The organism is Stenotrophomonas maltophilia group sp. SKK55, assembly GCF_057179845.1.
In genome coordinates, this window is the sequence record NZ_JBXUHP010000048.1 from 198669 (window position 1) to 211752 (window position 13084).

The window sequence follows — 13084 nt, forward strand, 5'->3', positions numbered from 1 at the left end:
CCGGTACGGAGGCGTCTTCTTCGCCGCCCGTGCCCGCATGCGGCGGTCGCCTGCACCCCGCTGGTGGCCCATGCCGGCCGCTGATGCCAGCCAGGAAAGCGATGTCGGCGACGTAAGCGTCGCCGACGTACTGGCGGCGCAGGCCCGGCTGCGCCGCTTCCTGCCGCCTACCCCGCTGCACCATGCCGAGCGCTTCGGCACCTGGCTGAAGCTGGAGAACCTGCAGCGCACCGGGTCCTACAAGGTGCGCGGCGCGTTGAACGCGCTGCTGGCCGGCCGCGAGCGCGGCGATACCCGGCCGGTGATCTGCGCCTCGGCCGGCAACCATGCCCAGGGCGTGGCGTGGGCAGCCTACCGCCTGGACGTCCCGGCCATCACCGTGATGCCGCATGGCGCACCGGCCACCAAGATCGCCGGGGTCGCTCACTGGGGCGCCACCGTGCGCCAGCATGGCACCAGCTATGACGAGGCCTACGCCTTCGCCGTCGAACTGGCACAGCGCCATGGCTACCGCTTCCTGTCCGCGTTCGACGACGCCGATGTGATTGCCGGCCAGGGTACGGTCGGCATCGAGCTGGCCGCGCATGCACCGGACGTGGTGATCGTGCCGATTGGTGGTGGCGGACTGGCCTCCGGCGTTGCACTGGCGCTGAAATCACAGGGCGTGCGCGTGATCGGCGCCCAGGTGGAAGGCGTTGACTCAATGGCGCGCGCCATCCGCGGCGACGTGCGCGAGATCGCCCCCGTCGCCTCGCTGGCCGACGGCGTGCGGGTGAAGATCCCTGGATTCCTGACCCGACGCCTGTGCACCTCGCTGCTGGACGACGTGGTGATCGTGCGCGAAGCCGAACTGCGTGAAACCCTGGTCCGGCTGGCACTGGAAGAACACATCATCGCCGAGGGCGCCGGTGCGCTGGCGCTGGCAGCAGGCCGCCGTGTCGCTGGCCGCCGCAAGTGCGCGGTGGTGTCCGGCGGGAATATCGATGCGGGTGTCCTGGCCGGCCTGCTCACCGACATCCGGCCGCGCCCGCCGCGGAAACCACGGCGACGGCGTAGTGAAACCCCACGCTCGCCCGGCAAGGCCAGCGCCCTCGCGTCCCCCACCTCTTCCCCTTCCCCCCTGCAAGCCGCCGCACCCGCTGTCGAGGAGATTTCCCTGTGACCACCATCGAACGAATTACCACCCCGCGCATCCGCATCTTCGACACCACCCTGCGTGACGGCGAGCAGTCCCCCGGCTGCAGCATGAGCCCGCCGCAGAAGCTGGTGATGGCGCGTGCGCTGGACGAACTGGGTGTGGACATCATCGAGACCGGCTTCCCGGCCAGCTCGCAGTCCGACCGCGAGGCGATGGCCCTGATCGGCCGTGAGCTGCGCCGCCCGAGCCTGAGCCTGGCCGTGCTGTCGCGCTGCCTGCAGGCCGATATCGAAACCTCGGCGCGTGCCCTGGAAGCTGCGGCCAACCCGCGCCTGCACGTGTTCCTGTCCACCAGCCCGCTGCACCGCGAACACAAGCTGCGGATGACCCGCGAGCAGGTGCTGGAATCGGTACGCAAGCATGTATCGCTGGCACGCTCGTACATCGACGATGTCGAATTCTCGGCCGAGGATGCCACCCGCACCGAGCTGGACTACCTGATCGAAGTCTCGCGCGTAGCCATTGCCGCCGGCGCCACCACCATCAACCTGCCCGACACCGTCGGCTTCACCACGCCGGAAGAAATCCGCGCGATGTTCCAGCAGGTCATCGCCGGCGTCGCCGATGTGCCGAATGCCGCCAACGTGATCTTCAGCGCGCACTGCCACAATGACCTGGGCCTGGCCGTGGCCAACTCGCTGGCCGCCATCGAGGGCGGTGCACGCCAGGTCGAGTGCACCGTCAACGGCATCGGCGAGCGCGCCGGCAACTGTTCACTGGAAGAGATCGCGATGGTGCTGAAAGTCCGCCAGGCCTTCTACGAGCAGGACAGTTCGATCAACACCCCGCGCATCGTCGGCACCTCGCAGCTGCTGCAGCGCCTGGTCGGCATGCCGGTGCAGCGCAACAAGGCCATCGTCGGCGCCAATGCCTTCGCCCACGAATCGGGCATCCACCAGCACGGCATGCTGCGTCATCGCGGCACCTACGAAATCATGCGCCCGGAAGACGTGGGCTGGGAGGATTCGCAGATGGTGCTGGGCCGCCACAGTGGCCGCGCCGCTGTTGAAGCGCGCCTGCGTGCGCTGGGCTTCTGGCTGGACGAAGACGAACTGAAACTGGTGTTCGAGCAGTTCAAGGGCCTGTGCGAACAGCAGCGCGTGGTCACCGATGCCGACCTGCAGACGTTGATGCAGGGCGGCTCCAACGCGCAGGGCTACCGCCTGGCGTCGATGACCATCAGCGATGTCGGCAGCCGTGCCAACGCGCTGGTCGAACTGTCCGACCCGGACGGCAACCGCGTGGCCGAGACCGCGCAGGGCGACGGCCCGGTCGATGCCCTGTTCGGCGCGCTGTCGGCCGCCACCGGCGTACAGCTGATGCTGGACAGCTACCACGTGCACAGCGTGGGCATCGGCGCCGATGCCCGCGGCGAGGCCAATCTGAGTGTGCGCCACGACGGCGTGGAGTACGACGGCACCGGTACGAGCAAGGACATCATCGAAGCCTCCGCGCTGGCCTGGCTGGACGTGGCCAACCGCCTGCTGCGCCAGCGCCACGCCGCCGCCCAAAGCAGCACCGACGTTCCCACCCCCGCAACCGCCTGAGGAACCCGAGATGAGCGCCTTCGACACTCCTACCGCAGCCGCTGGCCAGCAGTGGAACGCCCAGGACTATGCGATCGATGCCGGTTTCGTACCGTTGCTCGGTGGCGCGGTCGCGCGCCTGCTCGATCCGCGCGCCGGTGAGCGCATCCTCGACCTGGGCTGTGGCGATGGCGTGCTCAGCACCGAACTGGCCCTGAGCGGCGCACGCATCCACGGCGTGGATGCCTCGCCGGAACTGGTGATCGCCGCCCGCGCGCGCGGTGTCGATGCCCAGGTGATGGACGGCCACGCACTGTCGTTCGACAGCGAGTTCGATGCAGTGTTCAGCAACGCGGCACTGCATTGGATGGGCACCCCGGACCGCGTGCTGGAAGGCGTACGCCGCGCGCTGCGCCCCGGTGGCCGCTTCGTCGCCGAGTTCGGCGGCCATGGCAACGTGGCCACGATCATCGCGGCCGTGCAGGCCGCACGCGTGGCGCACGGCCATGGCGCCAGCACCTTCCAGTGGTACTTCCCGAGCGCCGATGCCTATGCCGACCGCCTGCGCCAGCATGGCTTCCAGGTGCAGCTGATCGAATGCACGCCGCGCCCGACCCCACTGCCGACCGGCGTGGCCGGCTGGCTGCGGGTATTCGCCGCGCCGCTGCTGGATGACCTGCCCGCCGAGGCCCGCGCCACCGTGCGCGAGGCTGCCACCGCGTTGCTGGCCGACCTGCCACGCAATGCCGCCGGCCAGCCGCTGGCCGACTACGTGCGACTGCGGGTGCTCGCCCGCCGTCGTTGACTTGACCGTTCCGCTTTCTTTACTGATGTTCGCTATTTCGTACTTCTGCCAGGCATACGCATGACTTCTGCACCCCGCACCCTGTACGACAAACTGTGGGACGCCCACGTGGTGGTTCCCGAATCCGACAGCGCGCCCGCCGTGCTGTACATCGACCTGCACCTGATCCACGAGGTGACCTCACCGCAGGCATTCACCGAACTGCGCGAGCGCGGCCTGTCGCCGCGCCGGCCGGACCGCACCAAGGCGACGATGGACCATTCCACGCCGACCCTGCCGGCCGCCGCGGACGGCACGTTGCCCTACGCCAGCGCCGCTTCCGAGGCACAGGTCGCCACCCTGGCGCGAAATTGCGCCGAGCACGGCATCGAACTGTTCGACATGGCCTCGGACAACCGCGGCATCGTCCATGTCATTGCGCCGGAACAGGGCTTCACCCAGCCCGGCATGACCATCGTCTGCGGCGACAGCCACACCTCCACCCACGGTGCATTCGGCTCGCTGGCCTTCGGCATCGGCACCAGCGAGGTCGGCCACGTGCTGGCCACGCAGTGCCTGCTGCAGCGCAAGGCCAAGACCTTCGCGATCACCGTTGACGGTGCGCTGGCACCCGGCGTCGGCGCCAAGGATGTGGTCCTGCACATCATCGGCGTGATCGGCGTCAACGGCGGCACCGGCCATGTGATCGAGTTCCGTGGCAGCACCATCGAAGCGATGGACATGGAACAGCGCATGACCCTGTGCAACATGTCGATCGAAGCAGGTGCACGCGCCGGCATGGTCGCGCCCGACCAGGTCACCTTCGACTTCGTCGCCGCTACGCCGCGCGGCCCCAAGGGCGCCGACTTCGACGCTGCCGTGGCGCGCTGGCAACAGCTGCGCAGCGATGACGGCGCGCGCTTCGACAGCGAAGTGCACATCGACGCCGCCGACATCCGCCCGACCCTGACCTGGGGTACGCATCCGGGTACCGCGATCGCCGTGGATGCGCCGATTCCCGCCGCCAACGATGCCGCCGCGCAGAAGGGCCTGGACTACATGCACTTCCAGGCCGGCAAGGCGCTGGCGGGCACACCGGTGGACGTAGTGTTCGTTGGTTCGTGCACCAACGGCCGCCTGAGTGATATGCGCGAAGTGGCGCAGGTGCTGCGCGGTCGTCGCGTCGCCGACCGGGTGCGCATGCTGGTGGTGCCGGGCTCGGAGATCGTCAAGCGCGAGGCCGAAGCCGAGGGCATCCACGAGATCGTGCGCGCGGCCGGTGCCGAATGGCGCGAGCCGGGCTGCTCGATGTGCATCGCGATGAACGGCGATCTGGTCGCCCCCGGCCAGCTGGCCGTGAGCACCAGCAACCGCAATTTTGAAGGCCGGCAGGGGCCCGGTTCGCGCACGCTGCTGGCCTCGCCGATGAGCGCCGCGTGGGCCGCGGTGAACGGGCATGTGGCCGACACCCGCGAACTGTTCGCACAGGAGGTGGCGTGATGGCCGGTTTCCGTACCCTGACCTCGGCCAGCGTGGTGCTGCGCCAGACCAACATCGACACCGACCAGATCATCCCGGCGCGGTTCCTGTCCACCACCGAGCGTGCCGGGCTGGGTCGCAACGCGTTCAACGACTGGCGCTGGCAAGCTGATGGTTCGCCGGTGGCCGACTTCGCCTTCAACCAGCCGCACAACGCCGGCCGCAGCATCCTGCTGGCGGGCCGCAACTTCGGCTGCGGTTCTTCGCGCGAGCATGCACCGTGGGCGCTGACCGACCTGGGCCTGCGTGCCATCGTCAGCAGCGAGATCGCGGACATCTTCCGCGGCAACGCGCTGAAGAACGGCCTGCTGCCGATCGTGCTGGACGAGGCCGACGTGCAGGCGCTGATGCAGCGCCCGGACGATGCGCTGACCATCGACGTGGCTGCGCGCGAGCTGCGCACCCCCGCTGGCCGCGTCTATTCCTTCCCGCTGGATGGCTTCTCGCAGACCTGCCTGCTGGAAGGCGTCGACCAGTTGGGGTATCTGTTGGGCCGTGTCCCTGAAATCGAACGTTACGAGAGTGAGCATGCACGCTGAGATTGTTGTCCTGCCCGGTGATGGCATCGGCCCGGAAGTGGCCGCCGCGGCAGTTGCCGTCCTGAAGGCGGTCGCCGGACGCTTCAACCACACCTTCACTTTCAGCGAGCACGACATCGGTGGCATCGCCATCGACCGCCACGGTGAACCGCTGCCGGCGTCGACCCTCGCCGCCTGCCAGGCCGCCAATGCGGTACTGCTGGGCGCGGTCGGTGGCCCGAAGTGGTCCGACCCGAACGCCAAGGTGCGCCCCGAGCAGGGCCTGCTGGCGATCCGCAAGGCGCTGGGCCTGTACGCGAATCTGCGCCCGGTACGTACCCACGAAGCCGCGCTGCACGCATCACCGATCAAGGCCGAGCTGCTGCAGGGCGTGGACTTCGTGGTGGTGCGTGAACTGACCGGCGGCATCTACTTCGGCGACAAGACCCGCGACGCCGACAGCGCCAGCGACCTGTGCCGCTACACTGTGGCCGAGATCGAACGCGTGCTGCGCAGTGCCTTCCGCCTGGCCCAGCAGCGTCGCGGCAAGGTCACTTCGGTGGACAAGGCCAATGTGCTGGAAACCTCGCGCCTGTGGCGCGACGTGGCCGCACGCATCGGCCGCGAGGAGTTCCCGGACGTGGCGCTGGAGCACCAGTTGGTCGATTCGATGGCCATGCACCTGCTGGCCAAGCCACGCGAGTACGACGTGATCGTCACCGAGAACATGTTCGGCGACATCCTCACCGATGAGGCCTCGATGCTGGCCGGTTCGCTGGGCCTGCTGCCGTCGGCTTCGCTGGGCGAGCCGGGTGCGGTGGGCATTTACGAGCCCATCCACGGTTCGGCCCCGGACATCGCCGGCAAGGGCATCGCCAATCCGTACGCGACAATCTTCAGCGCCGCGATGCTGCTGCGCCATTCGCTGGGGCTGGAAGCCGAAGCGGCCGCGGTGGAAGCCGCCGTGCATGCGGTGCTGGATGACGGCGTGTTCACTGCTGATCTGGCTGCGAAGGGCAAGGCGGTGAGCACCGCGGCAGCGACCGACGCGGTGCTGGCGAAGCTGGGCTGATCCGGTAGCGCCAGGCCATGCGTGGCGCGCTTCCCGTCGGATATCGTGCGCAGCCACCCATGGGGTGGCTCTACTGGTAGACCCACGCCGTGCGTGGCTGCGTTACTTGGTGGTGTACCCACCATTGACCAGAATCGTCTGCCCGGTCATCCACCAGCCATCCGTCACCAGGAAGCGGATCCACGGCACGATATCGGCGATGTCGGTCAGCCCGGTGCGGGTGAACGCCGACAATGCCGCCGCAGTCTTGTGATACGCCTGCGCATCGGCGCTCTCGGCCGGATAGAAGAACGGCGTGTCCATCGGACCGGGACCGATCGCGGTCACCGAAATGCCGCGCTCACCAAATTCCTTCGACGCCGCGCGGGTGAAGTGCTCGACCGGCGCCTTGGTGCCGGCGTAACTGGAATAGAACGGCGTGAACGCACCCAGCAGCGAGGTGACCAGGGTGCAGATGCGGCCACCGTCATTGACGTGGCGACCTGCCTCCTTCAGGAAGAAGAACGCGGCCTTGGCATTGACCGCGCTCATCTCGTCGTACTCCGCCTCGCTGATGTCCAGCAGCGGCTTCTTGAGTACCTTTCCCACCGTGTTGATGGCGATGTCAGGACGGCCGACTGCGGCCACGGCATCGGCGAACAAGCGCTCCATCGCTGCCGCCGACGTCAGGTCGCCCTGCAAGGCCACCGCCTTGCTGCCGGCGGCCTGCACCGCGGCTACCGTCGCTTCTGCATCGGCCTGGGTAGCGGCACTGTTGTAGTGGATGACGATGGCTTTGGCGCCCTGTGCGGCGAAGTCGCGGGCGATCAGGCCGCCCAGGTTCTTGGCGCCACCGGCGATCAGCACGGTCTTGCCCTTGAGGGAATGCTCGGTCATGGCTTCGGTCTCGGGAGGGGGCTGCCCGGGGTGGCAACCCTGCCCTGACGACGATATCGTGCAGAAAATGCGGATAAAGCCCGCCACTTTGACTTAACTTTCCAGAGCCAGCGAACAATGGACCGGATCGATCGCTTCCGCATCTTCACCCGGGTCGTGGAGTGCGCGAGCTTCACCCGCGCCGCCGACCAGCTCGGCCTGCCCCGCTCCACGGTCTCGGCAGCCATTGCGGAGCTGGAGCAGCGGCTCGGCACCCGCCTGCTGCAGCGCTCGACCCGCCGGGTGTCCACCACCCACGACGGCGACGTGTTCCATGCCCGCTGCCTGCGCCTGATCGCCGAGGTCGAAGACGCCGAATCGCTGTTCCTCCAGGTCGACGCCCAGCCGTCGGGCCTGCTGAAGATCGACGTACCCAGCCGCATCGGCCGCCGCATCATCGCACCGGCGCTGCCCGGGTTCTTCGCGCAGTATCCGCAGGTGGAAGTGGACCTGGGCATGACCGACCGCGCGGTGAACCTGATCGAAGACGGTTGCGATGCGGTGCTGCGGGTCGGCCAACTGGGCGATTCCAGCCTGGTGGCGCGCACGCTGGGCCAACTGGATTTTGCCAACGTCGCGGCGCCGGCCTACCTGCGCGAACACGGCGTGCCGCAGCATCCTGCCGACCTGCCGCAGCATCGCGCGGTGAACTACGCGTCGCCGACCACGGCACGGGTGGAACCGTGGGAGTGGCAGGACGGCGGCCAACTGCGCACGCTGCCGATGCCTGGCTGGGTGCGTGTGAACAGCGCCGAGGCATCGATTGCGTGCTGTGTGGCGGGGTTGGGTCTTTTACAGATTCCGCGCTACGACGTACAGGCCGAGCTGCAATCCGGCGCGCTGGTGGAAGTGATGCCACAGCACGTCGCACAGCCATTGCCGGTCACCCTGCTGCAGCCGCATCGGCAGCACCGTGCGCTGCGCGTGCAGGTGTTCGTCGAATGGCTGCTGCCGGTGCTACGGACCGGCCTGCAGCTGCGGTAGATCCATGCCCTGCGTGATGCTTGTGTAGAGTCGAGCCATGCTCGACTCATCCCATCAACGCGCGAAGAGCAGCCGAGCGTGGCTCGGCTCTACAGAAAGCAGGTACCGCGAGCAGTGCCAACCAAGGTTGGCACCTGCCAGAGGCGCTGGCCGTGGACGCCGGGGCATCACGCCCCGGATTCATCGGGCTTCACCCGGAACCACGCCGCGTACAACGCCGGCAGGAACACCAGGGTCAGCACCGTACCGACGATCAGGCCGCCCATGATCGAGATCGCCATCGATCCGTAGAACGCGCTGCGCGACAGCGGAATCATCGCCAACACGGCTGCCAGTGCGGTCAGCACGATCGGGCGGAAGCGGCGCACCGTGGCGTCGATGATCGAATGCCAACGGTCATGCCCGGCATCGATGTCCTGCTGGATCTGGTCGATCAGGATCACCGAGTTGCGCATGATCATGCCGGCCAGTGCGATCGTGCCCAGCAGCGCCACGAAGCCGAACGGCGCCCGGAACAGCAGCAGGAACAGGGTCGCGCCGATGATGCCCAGCGGCGCGGTCACCAGCACCATCGCTGCACGCGAGAAGCTGCGCAGCTGCAGCATCAGCAGCGTGGCCACCACCACCAGGAACAGCGGCATGCCGGCCTTGATCGAGTTCTGGCCACGCGCCGAATCTTCCACGGTACCGCCGGTTTCCAGCAGGTAACCACTTGGCAGCTCGGCACGGATGCCGTCCAGTGTGGGCAGGATCTGATGCACCACGTCCAGCGCCTGCATGCCATCACTGATGTCAGCGCGCACAGTCACCGTCGGCAACCGGTTACGGTGCCAGATGATGCCGTCCTCGAAGCCGTACTCCATCGTCGCCACCTGCGACAGCGTGATGCTGCCACCGTTGGCGGTGGGCATCGACAGGCTGGACAGCAGCTCCAGCTGGTTGCGCTCATCGGCCGGCCCGCGCAGCAGCATCTCGATCTGGCGATTGCCCTCGCGATACACGCTGACCGATTGCCCGGCCAACGAACTGGACAGGAACTGGCTGACCTGGGCGCTGCTCACGCCCAGCGCGCGGGCGCGCTCCTGGTCGACTACCAGGCGCACCACCTTGCTCGGCTCGCTCCAGTCCAGGTTGACGTTCATCACGTGCGGGTTCTCCCGCACCTTGGCCTCGACCTGGCGCGCGATCGCCTGCACCTTCTCGATGTGCTCGCCGGAGATGCGCATCTGCACCGGATAGCCGACCGGCGGGCCGTTCTCCAGGCGGGTCACGCGCATCTGCACGTCCGGGAACTTCGGGATCACCTCGTGCAGCAGCCAGTCGCGGGTGCTTTCGCGTGACCTGATGTCCTTGGCCAGCACCACGAACTGGGCGAAGTTGGTCGCCGGCAGCTGCTGGTCCAGCGGCAGGTAGAAGCGCGGCGAACCGGTGCCCACGTAGGAGACGTAGTTGGCAATGCCCTCGCGGCTGGACAGCAGCTTCTCCAGCTTCTCGGCCTGGGCCTGGGTCGAGCGCAGCGACGCGCCCTCGGCCAGCTCGATGTCCACCATCAATTCCGGCCGGGTCGAATCCGGGAAGAACTGCTGCGGCACGAAGCGGAACATCATCAGCGAGAACACGAACAGCGCGATGGTCGCGGCGATCACCCACCAGCGGTGACGCAGGCAGCCATCGAGGAAGCGACGGAAACTGCGGTAGAACGGGCGCTGGTACGGATCATGGTCATGCCCGTGCTGCGGCGGCGCGATCAGGTTGGCCAGCGCCGGGTAGCGGTCGGCCCACTGCTGGCGCTTGGCGTGCCAGCGCGCGGACAGGCTGCCCGGCTTCGGCGGCTGCGGATTGAACAGGTCCGGCAGCATCTTGTCGCCCAGGTAAGGGATGAACAGCACCGCTGCGATCCACGACACCACCAGCGCGATGGTCACCACCTGGAACAGCGAGCGGGTGTATTCACCGGTACTCGATGCCGCAGTGGCAATGGGCAGGAAGCCGGCCGCGGTGATCAGGGTGCCGGTCAGCATCGGGAACGCGGTCGACTCCCAGGCGAAACTGGCGGCGCGCAGGCGGTCATAGCCCTGCTCCATCTTGGTGGCCATCATCTCCACCGCGATGATCGCATCGTCCACCAGCAGGCCCAGCGCCAGCACCAATGCACCCAGCGAGATCTTGTGCAGGCCGATGTCGAAGTAGTGCATGACGAAGAAGGTCATCGCCAGCACCAGCGGGATGGTCACGCCCACCACCAGGCCGGTGCGCAGGCCCAGCGAGAAGAAGCTGACCAGCAGCACGATCACCACCGCCTCGGTCAGCACCTGCACGAACTCGCCGACCGACTCTTCCACCGATTGCGGCTGGTCGGACACCTTGCGCAGCTGCATGCCGGCCGGCAGGGTCTTCTGCAGGCGTTCGAACTCGGCATCGAGGTTGGCGCCGAGCTTGAGAATGTCACCGCCATCCTTCATCGCCACCGCCAGGCCGATCGCCTCTTCGCCCATGAAGCGCATCTTCGGCGACGCCGGATCGGCGAAGCCGCGCTTGACCTCGGCGATGTCGCCCAGGTGCACGGTGCGGTCACCGGCGCGGATCGGGAACTGGCGGATCGCTTCGATGTCGTTGAACTGGCCGGTCACCCGCAGCTGCACGCGATCGGTGGCGGTCTCGAAGAAGCTGGTGCCGGTCACTGCATTCTGGTCGGCCAGCGCCTGCTGCACCTGCTGCATCGACACGCCCAGCGTGGCCAGCCGAGTGTTGGACAGTTCGATCCACACCTTCTCGTCCTGCAGGCCGACCAGGTCGATCTTGCCGACGTCGGGCACCCGCTGCAGTTCCAGCTGGATGCGGTCGGCGTAGTCGCGTATCACCGCATAGTCGAAGCCCTTGCCGGTCAACGCATAGATGTTGCCGTAGGTGTCGCCGAACTCATCGTTGAAGAACGGACCGACGATCTCGCGTGGCAGCGTCGGGCGGATGTCGCCCACGCGCTTGCGCACCTGGTACCACAGGTCCGGGATCTGCCTGGAGCGCAGGCTGTCGCGCGCCATGAAGATGATCTGCGATTCGCCCGGACGCGAGTACGAGCGGATGAACTCGTACTCGCCGGTATTCATCAGCGCCTTCTCGAGCGGCTCGGTCACCTGCCGCGAGACCTGCTCGGCAGTGGCCCCGGGCCACAACGTGCGCACCACCATCGCCTTGAAGGTGAACGGCGGGTCCTCGGACTGGCCCAGATGCTTGTACGACCATGCGCCGATCAGCGCGAAGGCCAGCATCGCAAACAGCACCAGCGGGCGGTTGGACAACGCCCACTCGGAAAGATTGAAGCGGCGCACCGGCTTACTCCCTGGCCTTGGCGGCAGCGGCCGGCGTAGCCGGCTTCAGCACGGGACGGTTCTGCCGGTCCACGGCGATCACCGGTTGACCGGCCCGCAGCAGGTGGCCACCCGCAGCAACCACCCAGTCACCCGCGTTCACGCCGGACAGCACCGGTACCGTCTCGCTGCCAAACGCACCGGTGGTAACCGTTGCGGCCCTCAGCGTGCTGTTGGCCGGATCGACCACCCATACGCTGGCGGCACCGTTGGCACCGCGCTGCAGCGCGCCCAGCGGCAGCTGCAGGGTGCCGTGGCGACCGGCGCTGCTGTAGACGCGGGCACTCTGGCCCAGTTCGACGTCGGCCAGCGCATCGGCGGGCAGACTGACCCGGGTCGCATAGGTACGTGCCTGCGGATCGGCAGCGGCGGCGATCTCCCGGATCGTGCCCGGCAGGCGCTGGCCGGGGCGGTTCCACAACTCCACCTCAACCGGCTGGCCCACCGCATAGTCGCGGATGGTGGCCTCGGGCAGGTCGATCAGCACTTCGCGGCCACCGTCGGCGGCCAGGTTAAAGATGGTCTGCCCGGCGGACACTACCTGCCCGGCCTCGGCCTCGCGGCTGGCGATCACACCGTCAGCCGGCGCGCGCAGCTGTGCGTAGCCGGCCTGGTTGCGCAACACATCGAGGTTGGCGCGGGCGGCGTTGGCCTGGCCCTGCGCGGCCTTGAACGCGGCGGACTGCTGGTCCAGCTGCGAGCGGCTGACCAGCTGCTGGTCGGCCAGCACCTGGTAACGCTTGAGGTCATCGCGGGCGCGCACCAGATCGGCTTCGGCTGCCGCCAGCTGCGCCTGCGAGGCGCGGGCCTGCAGCGCGAAGTCAGCCACGTCCAGCTCGGCCAGCACGTCGCCCTTCTTCACCCGTTGCCCGGCATCGACGTGGCGCTTGACCAGGTTGCCGCCAACGCGGAACGACAGCGGGCTTTCCTGCCGGGCACGCACCGTGCCCGGGAACGCCGCCGGCGCCTGCCCGGCCTGCTCGCCGGGGTGAACCACCAGCACCGGTACGGCCGCCGGTGGCGCCTGTTCCTGCCCCGAACAGGCTGCCAGCGCAGCCATCCACACCATACCGCCCATCCAGCGCACGATCTTCATCGGTCAACGTCCTGAAACGCAGGGTTGCAACTAAGGAGGGAGCCGCGACTGCCGGCCCAATTTAATAAACCGGCCGGTATAGTA

The 13084-nt window shown here is 67.8% G+C and carries 10 protein-coding genes; 7 read left to right on the forward strand and 3 right to left on the reverse strand.

Translation table 11 applies throughout. The features are described from left to right. The first annotated feature begins 70 nt into the window (after positions 1 to 70). The 6 genes from AC2A1N_RS15410 to leuB are packed head-to-tail and all read left to right on the forward strand — an operon-like array spanning position 71 to position 6637. Complete coding sequence (locus AC2A1N_RS15410; RefSeq protein WP_053499063.1) at positions 71 to 1162, forward strand: threonine dehydratase; 1092 nt, start codon at positions 71 to 73, stop codon at positions 1160 to 1162. Then, entirely contained in the window at positions 1159 to 2745 is a 1587-nt protein-coding gene (locus AC2A1N_RS15415; RefSeq protein WP_061479556.1) for a 2-isopropylmalate synthase, read from the forward strand. The genes AC2A1N_RS15410 and AC2A1N_RS15415 overlap by 4 nt, the downstream gene beginning before the upstream one ends. Positions 2746 to 2755: 10 nt before the next feature. Next, on the forward strand, positions 2756 to 3529 hold the full coding sequence (locus tag AC2A1N_RS15420) for a class I SAM-dependent methyltransferase (protein WP_061479557.1): 774 nt from the start codon (positions 2756 to 2758) through the stop codon (positions 3527 to 3529). A gap of 60 nt (positions 3530 to 3589) precedes the next feature. Beyond that, positions 3590 to 5008, forward strand: coding sequence for a 3-isopropylmalate dehydratase large subunit (gene leuC / locus AC2A1N_RS15425; protein ID WP_061479558.1), 1419 nt, complete (start codon positions 3590 to 3592; stop codon positions 5006 to 5008). Next, on the forward strand, positions 5008 to 5586 hold the full coding sequence (gene leuD, locus AC2A1N_RS15430; protein ID WP_111201712.1) for a 3-isopropylmalate dehydratase small subunit: 579 nt from the start codon (positions 5008 to 5010) through the stop codon (positions 5584 to 5586). The genes leuC and leuD overlap by 1 nt, the downstream gene beginning before the upstream one ends. After that, complete coding sequence (gene leuB / locus AC2A1N_RS15435) at positions 5576 to 6637, forward strand: 3-isopropylmalate dehydrogenase (protein ID WP_088496830.1); 1062 nt, start codon at positions 5576 to 5578, stop codon at positions 6635 to 6637. Before leuD ends, leuB begins: the two co-directional genes overlap by 11 nt. A gap of 102 nt (positions 6638 to 6739) precedes the next feature. Here the strand turns inward: leuB and AC2A1N_RS15440 are convergent, their stop codons facing one another. Continuing rightward, positions 6740 to 7513: an SDR family oxidoreductase gene (locus AC2A1N_RS15440; protein WP_138952542.1), complete on the reverse strand. Its 774-nt coding sequence runs from the start codon at positions 7511 to 7513 to the stop codon at positions 6740 to 6742. A gap of 117 nt (positions 7514 to 7630) precedes the next feature. Here AC2A1N_RS15440 and AC2A1N_RS15445 point away from each other — a divergent pair, with 117 nt between their 5' ends. Further along, positions 7631 to 8536 (forward strand): LysR family transcriptional regulator, encoded by a 906-nt coding sequence (locus tag AC2A1N_RS15445; protein WP_484372796.1) that lies wholly within the window; start codon positions 7631 to 7633, stop codon positions 8534 to 8536. Between the two features lie 167 nt (positions 8537 to 8703). Here AC2A1N_RS15445 and AC2A1N_RS15450 read toward each other — a convergent pair whose 3' ends face one another. Further along, positions 8704 to 11865 carry an efflux RND transporter permease subunit gene (locus AC2A1N_RS15450; protein ID WP_484372798.1) on the reverse strand — a complete coding sequence of 1054 codons (3162 nt, stop codon included), beginning with the start codon at positions 11863 to 11865 and terminating at the stop codon, positions 8704 to 8706. Positions 11866 to 11869: 4 nt separating this feature from the next. Next, a complete protein-coding gene (locus AC2A1N_RS15455) occupies positions 11870 to 13000 on the reverse strand; it encodes an efflux RND transporter periplasmic adaptor subunit (RefSeq protein ID WP_061479564.1) in 1131 nt (376 codons plus the stop codon). Between the last annotated feature and the right edge of the window lie 84 nt (positions 13001 to 13084).